Origin of the sequence: Algivirga pacifica, assembly GCF_039543525.1 — a bacterium.
Classification (GTDB): domain Bacteria; phylum Bacteroidota; class Bacteroidia; order Cytophagales; family Flammeovirgaceae; genus Algivirga; species Algivirga pacifica.
The window spans coordinates 1-18,154 of the sequence record NZ_BAABJX010000007.1; the positions used below are offsets into that span (position 1 = coordinate 1).

The 18,154-nt window shown below is 41.1% G+C and carries 9 protein-coding genes; 2 read left to right on the forward strand and 7 right to left on the reverse strand.

Annotated elements, in window-relative coordinates; all coding sequences use genetic code 11:
* Nucleotides 1-56 precede the first annotated feature (56 nt).
* From ABD985_RS01775 to ABD985_RS01805, 7 genes are all read right to left on the reverse strand, one after another.
* Nucleotides 57-704 carry a carboxypeptidase-like regulatory domain-containing protein gene (locus ABD985_RS01775; RefSeq protein WP_345368701.1) on the reverse strand — a complete coding sequence of 216 codons (648 nt, stop codon included), beginning with the start codon at nt 702-704 and terminating at the stop codon, nt 57-59.
* A gap of 473 nt (nt 705-1,177) precedes the next feature.
* A complete protein-coding gene (locus tag ABD985_RS01780; protein WP_345368702.1) occupies nt 1,178-1,564 on the reverse strand; it encodes a hypothetical protein in 387 nt (128 codons plus the stop codon).
* Nucleotides 1,565-1,701: 137 nt separating this feature from the next.
* On the reverse strand, nt 1,702-2,763 hold the full coding sequence (locus ABD985_RS01785) for a mandelate racemase/muconate lactonizing enzyme family protein (RefSeq protein WP_345368703.1): 1,062 nt from the start codon (nt 2,761-2,763) through the stop codon (nt 1,702-1,704).
* Between the two features lie 284 nt (nt 2,764-3,047).
* Entirely contained in the window at nt 3,048-3,836 is a 789-nt protein-coding gene (locus ABD985_RS01790) for a creatininase family protein (RefSeq protein WP_345368704.1), read from the reverse strand.
* Between the two features lie 128 nt (nt 3,837-3,964).
* The gene (locus tag ABD985_RS01795; RefSeq protein ID WP_345368705.1) at nt 3,965-5,452 is read right to left on the reverse strand and encodes a hypothetical protein; all 1,488 of its coding nucleotides are present in this window, start codon (nt 5,450-5,452) and stop codon (nt 3,965-3,967) included.
* Nucleotides 5,449-6,513 carry an N-acetyltransferase DgcN family protein gene (locus tag ABD985_RS01800; RefSeq protein ID WP_345368706.1) on the reverse strand — a complete coding sequence of 355 codons (1,065 nt, stop codon included), beginning with the start codon at nt 6,511-6,513 and terminating at the stop codon, nt 5,449-5,451. The genes ABD985_RS01795 and ABD985_RS01800 overlap by 4 nt, the downstream gene beginning before the upstream one ends.
* A gap of 246 nt (nt 6,514-6,759) precedes the next feature.
* Complete coding sequence (locus tag ABD985_RS01805; protein WP_345368707.1) at nt 6,760-7,830, reverse strand: pyridoxal-phosphate dependent enzyme; 1,071 nt, start codon at nt 7,828-7,830, stop codon at nt 6,760-6,762.
* Between the two features lie 817 nt (nt 7,831-8,647).
* On the opposite strand from ABD985_RS01805, the gene ABD985_RS01810 reads away from it, so the two are divergent.
* Together ABD985_RS01810 and ABD985_RS01815 are read left to right on the forward strand one after the other, a co-directional pair.
* On the forward strand, nt 8,648-9,514 hold the full coding sequence (locus tag ABD985_RS01810) for a type IX secretion system membrane protein PorP/SprF (protein ID WP_345368708.1): 867 nt from the start codon (nt 8,648-8,650) through the stop codon (nt 9,512-9,514).
* Between the two features lie 148 nt (nt 9,515-9,662).
* Complete coding sequence (locus ABD985_RS01815) at nt 9,663-17,957, forward strand: Ig-like domain-containing protein (protein WP_345368709.1); 8,295 nt, start codon at nt 9,663-9,665, stop codon at nt 17,955-17,957.
* Nucleotides 17,958-18,154: the final 197 nt, after the last annotated feature.

The following is an 18,154-nucleotide window of genomic DNA, read 5'->3' on the forward strand; positions in this document are numbered from 1 at the left end:
TATTCAAAAGGGTTGTTTCACTAACAACAAATATCTAGTTCAGTTAATTCATGACACTACCCACTGCCGTAAGTAGACGACACCGGTCCTCTGACGATCTCTACATTCTTGGTCATGGTCATGTTCATTTCCATCAAGGCATTGTGGTTAAATACCCCTGTAGGACGAATTGGCAGGCCATCCTCCAAGTAAAGAAACATACTCTTGTATGATATAGGCTGACGGATACTCATGGCATGTTGCTCATTTCCTAAGTCAACCATCAGTACACCTGTTGCTTTGTTTAATACCTGATCAAATGTTGTTGCATGGGTTTCTTCCAATAACTTCATTGGAATAACCGATACGGCTACCGGTGCATCGGAACGCAACTGTGCATCTCTGCTGGCTGAAACAATCACCTGATCCATTACCCTCTGATCCTGTTTCAAGGCGATGGACAATTCCTTGGATGATGCAGCAATCTCCTGCATTTGGTAACCAGCGTAAGCGACCTGTAAAACACTTCCTTCTGCTACTGTTAAGGCAAAATTACCACTGATATCCGTCACAGTACCCACTGTAGTTTCTTTCACACGAACGGTTACGCCAACCAAAACCTCACCACTCTGCTGGTCATATACCAGTCCTTTCACCAATTGTTGTGCATGAATAGACTGTGCAAACAACAGCCCTAATAGAATCGTAAATAGTTGTTTTTTCATTTTTAATTTTGGCAATAGCGTACCATGCTCATTTTTTTATTTTCAAAAATGAGATTGTATTAAAATATTATTAGAAATAAATGTCTTGGTGATTCCAGCATACATGAATAGTACTCAATGTTACGACATTACATAATGTCATAACCCAAGGCGGTACTATGCTAATTGTTATTTATCGTTCCGTTAGTGGAGCAAACGTTAACTAGCCAGCTTGCTGCTAGTTAGCTCTAAGAGCGTTCGTACTGTCCGTATAGGGCTCATTAAGCTATGTATAATAACTCACTGAACTCTTAGAGCAGAGAAAGCTAACCTAATAGCTTACTGCTATTTAGCGCAAAGACATTCGTACTGTCCGTACAGGTCTTATTAAGCTATGTATAACTCCCTGAACTCTTAGGGCAAAAAAAGACTAGCCTCCCTATTCGTCATAGGACACGATCAATCAATGATACTGGAAATAAAAGGGAAGGAAATTATATTCGAGGGGGATTCAATATATCTACAAGGTATTGATCTTCAAGCACCTGCTCTTTCAACCTATAGGTTTGGGCTATCAGGCGAGGTGTGCGACTCATGGGGTCCTCCGTCTCTGGCAGGACGTGAAATATCATATGTAAGGCAGGGATTGTTTCTTTAATACTCTCCTGTTCTTCCGTTTGTTGCGACTTCTGAATTTGCTTGTTGAGATAACACTTACCGGCACAAGCCAATTCTACCTCATAGCGATTGATACACAACACTTCTGAGATATAGTCCTTTCGCAACTGATAATCCACATAAACCAACGGAGAAGCGAAAGCACACAGTAACATGAGCTTTGCCAAAAAGAGGACTCCATATTGACTTAGACGGATTTGCATTAGACGATGATATAATATGAATTTTATGAGGGCGAAATTAGCGTGATAATTATCATTATACAAATATGGCACTCACATTTTTTATGATATTTCAATTTAAAACCATAGAGGTACGTCAATGACGTACCTCTATGGTTTTAAATTGATAACCCCAACCCATATTGCTGATTCGGAATCATCACCCCGTTCTTAATTTCAAACAACCCTTCGTAAGGGTCATTGATGATGTCCAAATGACCATCTAGATCTGCATACTGTATATTCGGACGACTCAAGGCAAAATGTAGCCCTGCCGCTATTCCCAGAGAACACTCATCCAAGCAGCCTACCATCACCTCTAATCCAGAAGACTTACCCACCGAGTTGATATGTTCTGCTTCCAATATTCCTCCCACCTTTTGCAGTTTGATATTGATCATATCCATTGCTTCATTTCTCGTGAGCTTGATCGCATCTTTCAGAGAGGTAATACTCTCATCGGCCATGACGGGAATATCCGAACCATCTGTCACCACTTTCATCGCCCTCAGGCTATTCTTATGTGTAGGTTGTTCCATAATCTCTATGGCACAATTATCCGTTTTTCGGATAAAGGTCAATGCTTCCTCCGGAGTATACCCTTGATTGGCATCAAAACGAAGTAGAAAATCATCTCCGCATTGCTCTCTTAGTAAATGTACTTTTTCAATATCCTCTTCTATATCAATTCCTCCCTTAAGTTTAATGACGGTGAACCCTGAACGCAGATATCGTTTTGCTGTTTCAATGGTTTCTTCTATTGGCTTAATTCCTATGGTAATACTGGTTGGTATACTGTTTTTATATCCTCCCAATAATTTGTACAACGGTAGTTTAGCATACTTCCCCAGCAAATCGTGTAAGGCTAGATCCAGCATTGCCCTTGCAGATGATCCTACCTGAGTGGTTTGCTTCAGTTCGTCCATCCATCGGGTACGCTGCAAAGGATCCTCCCCTAATAACATAGGCTGCATCACATCCTTGACCATGCTGATCACGTCCTCACTGTATTCTCCTGTGACCTCCCAATCGGGGGCGGCTATACCATATCCTACCAGTCCGGTATCCGTGATTACTTTAAGGGTAATATTCTGACAAGAGTCTACGGTCTCATAGGCAATCTGGTAAGGCTCAGAAAGCTTGAGGTTGTGTAGCTCGTATTCGATTGCTTTTATCTTCATTGTTGAGGTTCTACTTCCTTTGTTGAATCTAAGAGCTAGTCCTAGCATCCATACTAGGACTTTAAGCATAACTTGAGCATTACACACGACATGTAATGCTGAAGCTTATATAATGAGAGCGTGGACGCTCCCATTATGTTTTGATCTTTGCGAGGACGCAAAGACCAGTACTTAGAGCTTGTTTGGAATACATCTTCAGCATAGAAAACTAATTTTTATGAACAAGTCCTGAACCCTAGTAAAAGAATTTTATTCTTCACTTTTCATTCTTAATTCTTCATTATTTAATATCTATTCTGATACAACTCACTCAGTGGGGTATTGATAATACTCTCCAGAAACTCTACCATATTTCGGATAGAGATATCCCACATTTTCTGTCCTTTTTCAGCGGTGGCTTTTTGGGCGTTACCCATAACCCCTGAATTAGACAGTCTTTGTGTATGTACGTACCAGCTTACTCCTCTTTGGGAAGTAAAGTTCAGGTATTCGTTTTCCAGATCCAGTGTTTCGTCCACAGCCTTCTCCATATCAACCAGGTGCGGTCTCAATGCGAGTGTGGTACTAGTTTCAATCTCTCCGGCATGGATATCGTTCGGTGTATCAATTAACCCATAAAGATCCACATCACTTGTTTCCCCGGTATCTACACAGACAAAGATCTTCGCATCCCGGTTGATCATCTGTGCCGCATACGTCAAGGTCGGTTTGTTGTCTCCATGCCCATTTAGGATCACTAATTTCTTGATGCCATTTTGTGCCAAGCTCATTCCTATATCGTAAATAAAGGCCGACAAGGTATTATTAGATACACTCAATGTTCCTTTGAAGGCACTGTGATGATAGCTGACTCCATAAGGTACAGGAGGCAGTACAAAAGGCTGAGGGCTTTTGCATTTCTCAGCTACTTCTCTTGCCATATAGTACGCATCATAGTAATCTACGTCTACCGGCAAATGCGGGCCGTGTTGTTCGATGGCACCACATGGCAAAATTGCCGTATCCACTTCTTTTAAGCGGGCTTCGATTTCCGGCCAGCTCATTTCTTCCCAGAGGAAATTATTCTTTTTCATATTTATTTCAACTACATCGTGTGTAATACTACGATCAATTTCAGAGAACCTGAGCGTGGACGCTCGGTGAAAATGCTTGTAGGTCTTATCATTACATGACGTGGCTCAGCCTAAGACCAGTGTTTAGGTCATATTTTTGATACCGTTGTAAGTGCAGGTACTTCTATCCATTGCTTATTTTCTTTTACGGCAATCCCTTCTGCATACGCTGCAAAAAGTGCGATTACCTTATCCCGTACTGCAAGAGGCATCTCCTCTGGACGGCTTCTTTCACTGTCAAAGCGCAACTTCATGATACGAGGATACGCCTTGGCTATTTTTTTCGTGAAGTTATTCTTTTCAATAGCTCCTTTCTCTACCAATAAATGGTACAGGTGTGCCGCATCAGAACCAATCTGTTTCACGCTTTTTTGAGCCAACTGCTGTAATCCGTTTTCAATTTGTGTATCAGTATAGCCACATCTTTTAGGGTCTTCTTCCAAAGCCACCAACATTCCAATAATACGACGACATTTCTCGCATTTTCCACATGGGTACATACGGTGTTCGTGCTCATGGGCTGCATGGCAAGACACCTGATGTTGCTGTAGTTCAGGATAACGCTTCACCAGCACTTTCATGATCAGTAACTCTGACAAGCTTCTCAACATAGAGTACTGATAAATCTCCCAGTTTTTCTCTTTGTAATAGCGTGTCAATGCCTGATCAAAGTATTTACTCTGGTCATAAAGTCCATTGTAATGCTTAATCCCTTGTGTAATCGCCGTATCGGTTGTGTCGTATTCGTTACCGATTAGTACATTTCCAATCCCTCGTTTGCGAACTACTGGCAATACGCCGAATAGAAATACCGCTACAGTCCATAAACGAATAGGGTAGATATCTGCCCTCATATTTTGGAAGTTCTCCTTGATAAAAGGCATCTTTTTCAGCATCCAGTTAAACAGGCGATCTGCATTACACCAAGGTTTTACCGTATTAGGATCTTTCTCCTTTAGGTCACGGTAAGCATTCAATGCCGTAAACCAGTGCCTGCCAGATTCATTCACGAATACCGGATGCGCTACTCCTAGTTCTTTAACAATACCGTAAGTCAATAAGCTATCTTTTCCACCACTACTCAGAATTGCGAAATGTCCATAATCAGGTACAGAAGAGAACACCTCTGCTTTCATATGCTGATAACCTGTATTGACAAACTGTATCGCTGCAGCAGTATACTTAGACTGCTTCTCGACAATAATTTCTTTATAACCCTCCTTGATAAAAGGGTTATCCACCAACAACTTGTTGGTCAAGATTTCCCTGGAGGTATTTTCCATCATGGTGCGGATAAAACGAGTATCCGCTCCCTCATATATCCCATCAAAGACAATCTCCTTACAAAACAATCCGTAGTTGATGGCCACCTGTGCCGCCATCATAGAGGCAAGGTTGACATCCTTATAACTTTTCTTATCGAAAAATACCTGATCATAGCTATAGATCAGCTCGGTAGAAACTTCTGCACCCTCTGGCATTCTCAGGGTATAGGTTGCTTTGACCCGCTTAGGTTCTACCACAAGCTGATGTACAGTCAATCGATCAAAAACTACAAAATCCTTTAAGGTCTTCATCGGTCAATTAGTGTTCTAATAAAGTTGGTCAATCCTTCAGGGCCATGTGCCAAAGCATCAAAGGCTGGTAGTCCTGTTTCTTCTGTGATTCTCTGACAAGCTGGAAGTATCTCTTCAGCAGTCATACCTTCATGGTTCACCGTTACGGCAATGACTTTTTTACCGGAGATCATCTCGATGGCTTGTATCTGCTCTTTCAAAGGGTGCAAAGCATATCCCGGAAATCCATCATACTCCAAACGGGTAGGTGCGTGCTGCAATACCACATAGTCAGGTCTTCCTGCTGCCAAAATCTCAAATCCTCCTGGATACGCTGGGTTCATCAAACTTCCTTGTCCCTCAATGACAATCAGGTCCGGTTGCTCATTCTTCCAAGCTTCATGTACCGCATGTTCGATCTCCCCTGCCACAAAGTCGTTAATACAGCTATCCATCACCATGCTATACTTAGCTCCTTGCATCCAAGCAGTTTGTCCGGTACCTACCATCTCTGCTTTTAGTCCCGCATTACGGAAACCATGTACCAGCAACCAAGCAGTTGTACGTTTTCCTACTGCGGAGTCTGTTCCCAACAAAGCAATTTTCAAGCAATTGACTTCCTCTATTTTCCCTGAGAAAAAGTGTAGCTCGTCACGATCTGGTGTACGGCGAATATCACGTACACGGCAACCGTTCTCCTTTGCCACTTGCATTAACTCTTCGTCCTTGTATAAGAAGTCGTGCAATCCACTGTCGACGTTCATACCATACTCCAAAGCTTGCTTGATGACCAATTTTGCCTCTAACGGTAATCTTCCTCCATCAGGAGCTAATCCTATAACAAAGTTCTGTACAGGTACTTTAACCTGCTCCAAAGCATCTTGTAATGAAGCGTAAACTGGTATTCCATTAGGACGTTGGTCCAATACGGCTCCGGCATCCTGTCCGGCATAGTGTTGATCAATTACCCCCAGTACCTGATAGCGCTCTGTGAAGCGTACCAATCCGTGTGCTGTTTTACCATTTGGGGTGTTGAACGCGTGGTCTGCATAAACCAATGCTGTTCCATCTATATATTTCATTTGTATAGGTCTCTTTAAAATCGTTGAATAAAATGACTATTCGTGGACCCTCGCCTCAGGCAAGGGCTTACGTTATCTGGCCTCTGACGACATTGCGCCACACCACACACTAGTCGTAGCGAATGCAGTGCAAACCCGCTGCAGGTCGTAGCGTGGACGCTACGACCAGTTTCTACCTTTTTACTTTCAGCTTAAGTTGACGGCATTGACCCTACGACCAGTGTCTACCTTTTCTAACCAAAACCGTTAGTTTCGGGCGGTAATGATACTCACATAGCGATCATTGGAAAGCTCCTCTTGCTCATTAAGCTTCAGCAATGCCAGTAAGCCTGCCGTAGACGAAGGCAACACTTTAATTCCATCATTCTTTGATAAAAAACTACTCATCCTGAGCATCTCCTTATCCGAAATATGTGCTGCAAAACCGTCTGTCTGCTGCAAAGCGTGTAGCGCCTCATTTCCGTCGAAGCTATGCCAGTTGATCAAGGGTTCATTCACCTTCGTTTCCTTGATTCTGGCAGGGTTTAGGTCCTTGACTTCCGTATGATTACTTTTAAAAGAAGTCACTATAGGGTTCTTATACGCCGACGATCCTGCTACGAAATGGGGAATACGGGAAGTCTTTCCTCTTTTATAAAGGTTGACAAACCCTCGGTAAACCCCTGCCAGCAAGGTTCCATTCGACACCGGACAAGCCAGGTACTTAGGAGCATCCCTCAACTGATCATAGATCTCAAAAGCAATCTGCGCATAAGCCATAATCTGTATCGGGGTGTTATTCCCTCCAGGGTTAGCATCATAATACTCCTGTGCTATCGCTATCTGGCTCGACTGCTCCACGACTTCTTCATAAGTACCTTCAAGATAGATGACCTCTGCCTGATATTTTTCCATCTCCTTAACCCTCTCCGTATGAAAGGAGGCAGGGATATAGATCTTGCATTTCAGTCCTGACAGATAAGCGGCTAACGAGACCGCTACGCCATAGTTTCCACAAGTAGCGGCTACAATTGTGTCATACCCCCTACGCAAAGCATCATATACCTGTGCAAAAGCGATACGGTCTTTCTGAGTACCTGTCGGATTATCTCCTTCAAACTTGATGTAGAGCTGCCGAAAGTCCTTTTCACGTTCCAAGTTACGGGCACGCATCAAAGAAGTATCCCCCACCTCCAGGTTGATGATGTCTTCCAGCGCTTCCAAACGTTCATTTAACGGAAGCGTTATATCCTTTACAATAAGTTGTTTTTTGTGTACTTCCTTGCTGAGTTTAACTTCTTGCAATTGCACACCCTCCAAATGGTTAAATTGAGCCATTCTTTACTTTTTAGGGAAATGATTAAGGGACTATTCTTTAGCTATCGGTTATCGGTTATCGGTTATCGGTTATCGGTTATCGGTTATCGGTTATCGGTTATCGGTTATCGGTTATCGGTTATCGGTTATCGGTTATCGGTTATCGGTTATCGGTTATCGGTTATCGGTTAAGAAAATTATTTTAACCATAAACAATAGACAACAGCCCATCAATGTTTTTAAACGATAAGCGATAACCGATAACCGATAAACATTCTTTTCAAACGACAAGTAATAACCGGTAAACGACCTCCGTGATCACCGCTTACCTCTGTTCCAATAAGAAATAAGGAAAATGGCTCTATCCTAGGGGTGAGTAGGAAGAGAAATGTGACTATACAGGGTCACTGTATTAGTATAAAAAAGGGAAAAGTTAGAGAAGCTCCACTTCTTCTGTTTCCAAGCGACAATTACGTTTTTTTTCAATGATTGCCTTTAATTAATAACGATCGATAAATAACTGAATACCCTACACTTACAGGGTTTTATCTAAGCTGTTTTTGGTCAACGAGCTTTTACCGTTTTTCCGGGCGAAAGGTAGATTAAAATTGAATAGAAACAATACTTTTAAAAAATATTTTTTTTAAGAATTGGGAGATTTTTTTTCTACCAAAAAAACACACCTGATTGAGGCACTGTCTACCCTTTGTCCCCACCCAAATCTACGGAGTCCGCTTCCCTCTTTTTATCTTTGTGTCACAACGATTTACATCACCTCTGTGGCATTACTCGATTACATTATCACTCTCTAGCGAAACTAAATCAAAACCCGACATCTATGCGGTTATATTTTCTTATTGGCCTTTTCATACCTCTTATCACCCTATGGAGTACTTCTAGTCAGGCACAGCAACTAGACGACTCTTATTTTTATACCCAAAATATTTTTTTGATTAACAGTGCATCACTTCCTGAAAAAGAAGGTATTCAAAGCAATGTTTTCGGACAATATGTACAGATGCAAGATGATGGAATTCCTGCACAGCAGATTGGAGCAGCAGGGCAAATGCGTTTCAAGAACTATGCAGTGGGAGGAAGGGTCTTACATCAGGAAAGGGGATTGTTAAGTCGTTCCAGAATTAATATCGCCTACACACAACACATTCCTTTCAACAAGAATATTTCTCTTCAACTAGGGGTATCCACAGGAATCAAGTTGGACCTATTAGGTGTATCCCTTATTTCTGACCAATATATTGTAGATCTAAATGACCCACTCTTTGACATCAATAATCAAGATAGGGTCCGTTTTACTGCAGAGTTTGGAGCTAGCTTACAGCTCTATGACTGGACCTTTGGCGTCTCTGCTCCAGAACTATACGGGTATGGGTACGAGTACTTCCAATTACTTAACATACATATCAGCAAACGTATTCAATTGGCCGATAAAAGCACTTTAACTCCTCTCCTCATTGTAAATACTCATTCCGATACAGCACCAATTATAGATATCAGTACACGCTGGAACTGGAGAGAACTTTTATGGGTATCTACTGGATATCGTAGCACTCAAAAAATTACATTATCTACTGGTTTTCAGTTAAATAATTTTGGTTTTGGATATGCTTATGCCCACGACCTAGGCGTGCTTAAAAAGTTTGAAAGTCAGCAACATGAGCTTTTACTGACCTTCTCTATTCACTAGCTATTGAGTATGCAAGTTAATCCTTTCGTTCTATACCAATTTGTATCGGGTTTATCGGTTATCGCTTATTGTTTATAATCCATCACCTATAAATCATCAACATAAAATTATACGACGGTCTCTATCATAACGACTATAACAAACAATCATGAAGCCTTATTTCCTCATCATATTATTTTGGATATACTCCTCTATAACCCTACTTGCCCAAACCCCTAATTGGGAGGTAAACAATAGCGAATTTGACCGCAGCATGAGTATTACTGCCATTTTGCAAACCAGTAAGAATAAATACTCCAGCGACCCCAATGACATGATTGCTGCTTTTGTAGATGGAGAATGTCGAGGAGTTACCAATATTTCCTCTACCCCCTACACTGATAAAGGAAATCTTCTGTTTCTTTTGGTGAATGGGCGTTCTTTCCGTGAGCAAGGAGTTACCTTAGCCTACTATGATGCCTCTACTGATCAAGTATCCTATATCAATGCCAATGTAGAATTTGTAGATGGTACCCGTCTGGGAACCGTAGACAATCCAGTTATTTTGTCTGCTGGAGCGGTAAACCAGGCACCTACCGCCTTAACCCTATCCAATACTTCCATTTTAGAAGGGCTTCCTGCCCAGACCCTAATTGGAACCTTTGCTGTAAATGATGATGCTACAGAAGGACATACCTATAGCTTACAAGATTCTTCAGTCTTTAGAATTAGTGGAGATCAATTAATCACTCAAGCCCCCCTATATTATGACACCCAAGAAGTGTATTCCATTACAGTTACCGTCGATGATGGATTTGGAGGCTTTTTTACTCAGGACTTTAATATAACAGTAGAAGAAGACCCTATGCTTCCGGGTAAAGGGACTCCACTCGCCATAGCTGATACCATCGCCACCCATGAAGATACAGCAGTAACATTTTACCCTCTGGACAATGATCAATCAGAAGATGGTGGACTCTGGATTTCAGCCCTTGGTACTCCAGCAATAGGAAACGTAACACTCCAAGGAAGTACCGTACTACATTACACCCCATCCAAGGATCTTTATGGGCAAGACAGTATCTATTATGAAGTCACTGATATCGATGGTACAGTGGGTAGTTCTTGGATCATTATCAATGTAGCGACAGCTAACGATATTCCTGTTGCTGAAAAAGATTACTATACGACCACTGAGGACCAACCCATTTCTTTTGATCCACTAGAAAATGATTATGCAGGAGATGGTGGGTTGGCCTATCAATATATGACTACCCCTATCCTTGGAGAGGCTATATGGAACAACAATCAAATCACTTATACACCTTATCCTGACATTCATGGAGTAGACTCCCTAACCTATACAATTGGAGATGCCGATGGAGACTTGCACACCGCCTCGATTATCATCACCGTTGAAAGTAGTAATGACCTACCTGTCGCCTCTAATGATACGCTATCAGTTCAAGAAGATGAATCACTATCGTTTTATCCTTTAGATAATGATGTCTCTGCAGATGGAGCGCTTCAATTACTCAGCGTTGAACCTAGTTCATTAGGTACTATTTTAATCAATGGAACAGAAGTATCCTTCACTCCTTTCTCCCATGTACATGGAAAAGATACGCTTACCTATCATATACAAGATCCTGATGGAGACCTTACTTCTGCCCAAATTTATTTAACCGTAAGTGCCGTCAATGATGTCGTGCAAGGCTATAATGACAGCTATATCCTATTAAGTAACCTAACCTCAGTACTAACCCCTTTAGTCAATGACAGTATCCCCGATGGAGGAGGTATGCTCAAGGAGGTATCTACAGGTAGCTACGGAACGGCAGTACTATTGGATGCACAACATATACAATATACTCCTTCTCCTGATTTTATAGGAAAAGATACCTTAACCTACTCCCTTTCAGACGTAGATGGAGATCAGGATAATGCCTTTATCTTTATTGAAGTGAAAGTCAATAAAGATGTTCCTTTCTTAAGGGAGGATCAGTTTACCCTTGCAGAGGAGCAAACGATGGATTTGGATGTATTGGATAATGATTATATCAATGACCTTTCTTCTATTGGTATCGGCTTTACTGATCCACTTTATGGGACTTTGACATGGAATGCTATAGCCTATAGCTTTCAGTATACTCCTAACCCTGACTTCTATGGAAATGATCATTTTTCCTATTGGGTGACGGATGCTGCAGGAAATAGCGACAGCAGTAATGTACAGCTTAGCATTACTTCTGTGAATGATGGTGTAACCGCCACCGGAGAATACGTATTGCTTAATGAGGATGAGTCCATTCAAGTTGATCTACTCAGTAATGATTATGCTGGTGATGGAGGGCTACAATTACTCTATCATGGACGTCCATTACACGGAACTACCTTATTGGAAGGAAATATAGTGCATTATACTCCCTTTCCGGATTTTAATGGAAAAGATAGCCTTTCGTACCAATTGGGCGATATAGATGGAGATACCGCTACTGCTTATGTCATTTTTGAAGTGCTTCCAGCAAATGATCCTCTACAAGCCTTCAATGACACCATTGCACTAATAGAAGATCAAGCCGTTACGATAGTCCCTATCCAAAATGATATTCATGTTGATGGACCTATTCGTCTAATCGACTTTACTTTTCCGCAATATGGAAGCTTAATCCAAGTAGATGACTCGACCCTAAGGTATACCCCTTTTCCCCACCTCTATGGAACGGATGGTTTTGATTACACCATTCTGGAAGAAGATGGTAGTACCGCAACAGCTAACGTTATCCTTTTGATTGAAGCAGATGATGACGAAGTGATTGCCCAAAACGATCATTATACACCATTAGAAGATAGTGTGTACCTCTTTTTACCCTTACAAAATGATACCTATGTAGATGGTGGTGGACATATTGCGGCTATTAGTTCCTCTATAAAAGGGAATATCCTATTGGAGGATGATACCCTTATACGTTATTTCCCTAACGATGATTTTGATGGGTATGATACGCTAACCTATACCTTGAGTGATCAGGATGGGAGCACTGCACAAGCCTCTATTTTTCTGGAAGTACCCCAAGCCCCTCTTCCTGAACCTATCACCTCCATTACCTTATTGGATGATTCTATTTCCCTACAAGAAGATGAAGTTGCTGTGATCTTACCTGTCTTGAGCAATGATACCCTCTTAAATGTAGCTGCATATACGGTTAATTACAGCACTCCTGCGCATGGACAGCTGCAGTGGGATACTCAAAAACAATATTTCAAATATAGTCCCGTGTCCAATTATCACGGAAGTGATGCCTTTGCTTATTGGCTAGTTTCCAGCGATGGAGTACGTGATACGGCAGAAGTAACCCTTCACGTTGCTGCCATTAATGATGTTGTCATTGCTAAAGGAGAGCAATTTATTCTTACCGAAGATGATTCCATCTCTTTCGTACCTTTATCCAATGATCTTGCGGCCGATGGCGGTTTAGCACTTACCATGATGCATTCTCCTTTGCATGGTCAACTACAACAAAAAGATGATACTTTACTCACCTATATCCCTAACCCGCACTTTTATGGGTTAGACTCCATGATCTATACGGTGAGTGATCAAGATGGGGATAAAGCACAAGCCACCGCCTTATTCACTGTGACTGCCACCAATGATTTGGTTTATGCACAAGATGACTCGGTAGTGTTGGAAGAAGATAAAAGTGTTTCCATTCACATTCTTAAAAATGATCTTGCTCCTGATGGAGGAATCACGATCGATCAATTCGACCTTCCTTATCATGGAACATTGACACTCAATGGAGACAGCGCAATCCTATATACTCCTTACAAAAATTACTATGGAGAAGACATGTTCTCTTATATTGTAAAAGACAATAATGGTGATAAAGACACGGCTGATGTCTTTATTCAGGTATTACCTATCAATGATCCTATTGTGACAATGGATGATCTCCTTACACTCCATCAAGGAGACTCTGTAGTGATTTTCCCTCTGCTTAATGACAGTATCCCTGATGGAGGAGAAACACTGCTGTCTGTTAGTACAAACAATAGCGAAAACAAAACTGCTTTACTGGATGAATATAGCCTTTACTATAAAGCCAACAGTGCTACAATCACAAAGGATACCCTAACCTATACTGTAAAGGATACTGATGGCAATGAAGCAACGGGAAATATATTTATCACGATTACGCTAGACTCAATAGTAACGCCTCCGGTAGAAGAAGTTGATACACTTCAACTTCACGATGATACTTATACGCTTCAAGAGTATACCTTTTCTACCTTAGACGTTCTCAGCAATGACACAGTATCCTCTAGTTCACCTTGGGATATCTCTTTCACAACTCCTACAAACGGTACTTTACGATGGAGTCCTGACGAAGCTAACTTCCTATATAGAGGAACAGAAGGCTTTTCCGGAACTGACACCTTTCTTTACAGCATTACACTTGCTAATGGAACTAAAGATACGGCGAATGTAAGCATCACAGTGCAAGCGATTAATCACCCTGTTGTTACTTCTGATACCAAGCGATACTTATGGGAAGACCAAGGGGATACCATAAACCTTAATGCTTACCTCTATGCGCCAGATGGCCCTGCCGAAATTCTAATCATTTCAGAGCCTTCCCATGGACAAGCTTACATATTCCAAGACTCTCTATTACGTTATACACCAAACAATAACTATTATGGAAATGACATCTTGCAATATACTGTCAAGGACCCACAAGGAGACTTGGATACTGCTACCATTCAGTATACTATCTATGATACGGATGATCCCGTATATGCCGTTAACGATCAAGATACTTTGAACGAGGATCAATCCATTACTTTATTGCCTACACAAAATGATGTTCATGTTGATGGACCTATTCGTTTGATCGATTTTTCTTTCCCTCAATATGGACGTCTAGTGCAAATGGATGATACAACGCTGCAGTACACCCCTTTTGCTGATATATATGGGACGGACCAATTTAACTATACCATTCTAGAAGAAGATGGAAGTACTGCTAATGCTAGTGTTACACTTGTGATCAAAGCAACAAACGATGAGGTCATCGCCCAAAATGACTACTATACACTAATGGAGGATAGTGCATATACCTTCTTACCGCTAAAAAATGATATCTTCCCAGATGGAGGTGGGCATATTTCAGCCATTAGCTCTTCTGTAAAAGGAAACATACGTATTGAGAGTGATACCCTTGTATATTACCAACCTACATCTTCTTTTGACGGATACGATACATTGACCTATACCTTGAGTGATCAGGATGGAAGTACAGGACAGGCTATTATTTATCTGGAAATCTCTTCGGATTCTATTCCTGATCCTATAACCTCCATTACTTTAGTTGATGATATTATTCCCTTACAAGAAGATGATATTGCCGTTGTATTACCTGTCTTGAGCAATGATACCCTCTTAAATGTAGCTACATATACGGTTGATTATAGCACTCCTGCTCATGGACAGCTACAGTGGGATACTCAAAACCAATACTTCCGATATACTCCGGTCTCCAACTACTATGGAGAGGATTTCTTTACCTATTTCATTACTTCAAATGATGGTGTCCGTGATAGCAGTACCGTAACCCTTCAGATTTCAGCAATGAACGATATGGTCATTGCTAAAGGAGAACAACTTCTTCTTCAAGAAGATGGTGCTATTACTTTCTCTCCATTATCCAATGATTTTGCAGCAGACGGAGGGTTAATAGTAACCGCTTTTAGTAGCCCTATAAATGGCCGTTTAGAACAACTAAACGACTCTTTACTGACCTATGTCCCTAACCCTCATTTCTACGGACAGGATTCTATCACCTATACGGTGAGTGATCAAGATGGAGATGAAGCACAAGCCACCGCCTCATTCACTGTGACTGCCACCAATGATTTGGTTTATGCAGAAGATGACTCGGTAGTGTTGGAGGAAGATAAAAGTGTTTCCATTCACATTCTTAAAAATGATCTTGCTCCTGATGGGGGACTTATGATCGATCAATTCGACCTTCCTTATCATGGTACATTGACGATGAATGGAGACAGTATTATTCAGTATACTCCTTACCGAAATTACTATGGAGAAGATACTTTCTCTTATACCGCAAAAGACCGTAATGGTGACAAAGATACCGCTACCATATTTATTCAAGTACTTCCTGTCAATGATCCTATTGTGACAATGGATGATCTCCTTACACTCCATCAAGGAGACTCTGTAGTGATTTTTCCTCTGCTCAATGACAGTATCCCTGATGGAGGAGAAACACTGCTGTCTGTTAGTACAAACAATAGCGAAAACAAAGCTGCTTTACTGGATGAATATAGCCTTTACTATAAAGCCAACAGTACTACAATCACCAAAGATACCCTAACCTACACTGTAAAGGATACTGATGGCAGTGAAGCAATAGGCAATATATTCATTACTATTACCACCGACTCAATCGTCAATCCTCCGGTAGAAAAAATCGACACCCCTGAGCTCAAGGATGACTCCTTTGTTCTACAGGAACATACCTTAGCGATCTTGGAGGTTATAAATAATGATGCAATACCTTCCAATATGCCATGGAGTATCTCTTTCACATCTCCTACAAATGGCACCCTAAGGTGGAATCCTGATGAGGCTTACTTCCTATATAAAGGAGCAGAAGGTTTTTCCGGCATAGATACGTTCCTTTATACCGTTAGTCTTGCCAATGGAATGAAAGATACAGCAAGTGTTTCCATCACGGTAAAAGCAATCAATTATCCGGTTATTGCATCCGATGCTACACGATATTTATGGGAAGATCAAAGGGATACCCTAAACCTTCTTCCATATATCTATGCCATAGACGGAGTACATGAGATCAGTATCATTTCTGCCCCTAACCATGGACAGGCATATGTATTTCAAGATTCCCTATTGCGTTACACTCCAGACAATCACTATTATGGAGAAGACCTCTTGATCTATTCTGTCATAGATCCCCAGGGAGACATAGACACCGCTACTATACAGTATACCATTTATGGTACGGATGATCCGGTATATGCCATCAACGATAAAGATACCCTCAAGGAAGATCAACCTCATTTGCTCTATCCTTTAGTAAATGATATCGGTGTAGATCATGGCCTGTACCTTCTCCCTAACCCACAAGCCCTTCATGGTCATATAGAAGTACAAAATGACAGCACCTTATATTATCTGCCATCCACCAATTTCAATGGTAGTGATCAAGTTCTATACTATATCGCAGATCAGGATGGAGATCGAGACAGTGCTTATATATGGCTAGAGATTTTACCGGTAAATGATGGTATTATCACTAACCCTGATTCTGCTATTGTAGAATACCTGCAAAGCATTCAACTCACACCATTGGTTAATGACCTTATTCCTGACGGAGGGGGAAGACTTAACAGTGTTGAATCGTTATATGGAGAAGCCACACTATTGGATAACCAAACGCTGTACTATTATGCCAATGGTACATTCACAGGAGAAGATACCCTTACCTATACGGTAGAGGATTATGATGGAAGTACCGCTACAGGAAGTATTTACCTTAAGATTTATCAAGAAGACACTCCTGAAGAGCCTTTGGATACACTGTTTCAGGCCCGTGATGATCATTTCTCCTTACTGGAAGACCAAGGAGAAGTATGGATGGAGATCATCAGTAACGATACGATGAATATCCCATTAAAGCAGATTCGTATAATTACTCCCCCTGCTCACGGTAAAGCAATCATTCTAGAAGATCAACTCCGTTATGCCTCTGATGCGGACTATTACGGAAAAGACAGCTTGGAATATCTATTGATGAGTGATGACAAAAAAGAAAGTAATGCATGGGTTTACATCGATATCGCTTCTGTTAATGATCCATTAGAAGTCGTCGATGACTACCTCACCGTAAAACAAGAAAAAAGTGTCTCTTTTGATCCTCTGAAGAATGACATTATAGAAGATGGTCTTTACGATATATTCATTAGTAGAAACCCAACCAACGGGGTATTCTATTGGAATGACAAGGATGAAATAGAGTATACTCCTCTCACCGGTTTTGCAGGAGAGGATAGTCTGGAATATACCGTAGAGGATATGGATGGTAGTCTTGGAGTAGGAATGGTGTATATTACCGTAGAGGAAAAAGGCAATAAGAAGAATGTAGCTTCCTCTCTGGTCCTTACCCCTGATGACAATAACATCAACGACTTCTTGCTGATTAGCAAAGAAGGTGAGCTCCTAGTCGATGAATATGACCTTTACGTCTACAATGCAAGAGGGCAAGAAGTCTTCTCCGTAAAAAACTACGACGGGAAATGGGATGGAAAGCACAATGGGAAGTACCTATCCAATGGTGTCTACTTTTATATATTGGTAGGGGAAGAAGAAGAGATTAAGGGGTCTTTTTATATTAAGCAGAACCAAGGAAAGAATTAAACATTACCCCCTAGCCAATCACTATTGAAATAAATATAGTGTTTAAGGTTAATTCTGTCGCTGTCTACGAAATTATATACAGTTTATCGGTTACCGCTTATCGTTTATAAACAATAAGCGATAACCGATAAACATATATCATCCGACCGCTTCAATATTAACTACTATAGTAGTAATTGGTTAGGGGATATCATTAC

Bases quoted from the DNA above. Each gene is read 5' to 3' on its own strand.
- ABD985_RS01775 (WP_345368701.1), bottom strand. From the start codon at position 704: ATGAAAAAACAACTATTTACGATTCTATTAGGGCTGTTGTTTGCACAG.
- ABD985_RS01780 (WP_345368702.1), bottom strand. From the start codon at position 1,564: ATGCAAATCCGTCTAAGTCAATATGGAGTCCTCTTTTTGGCAAAGCTC.
- ABD985_RS01785 (WP_345368703.1), bottom strand. From the start codon at position 2,763: ATGAAGATAAAAGCAATCGAATACGAGCTACACAACCTCAAGCTTTCT.
- ABD985_RS01790 (WP_345368704.1), bottom strand. From the start codon at position 3,836: ATGAAAAAGAATAATTTCCTCTGGGAAGAAATGAGCTGGCCGGAAATC.
- ABD985_RS01795 (WP_345368705.1), bottom strand. From the start codon at position 5,452: ATGAAGACCTTAAAGGATTTTGTAGTTTTTGATCGATTGACTGTACAT.
- ABD985_RS01800 (WP_345368706.1), bottom strand. From the start codon at position 6,513: ATGAAATATATAGATGGAACAGCATTGGTTTATGCAGACCACGCGTTC.
- ABD985_RS01805 (WP_345368707.1), bottom strand. From the start codon at position 7,830: ATGGCTCAATTTAACCATTTGGAGGGTGTGCAATTGCAAGAAGTTAAA.
- ABD985_RS01810 (WP_345368708.1), top strand. From the start codon at position 8,648: ATGCGGTTATATTTTCTTATTGGCCTTTTCATACCTCTTATCACCCTA.
- ABD985_RS01815 (WP_345368709.1), top strand. From the start codon at position 9,663: ATGAAGCCTTATTTCCTCATCATATTATTTTGGATATACTCCTCTATA.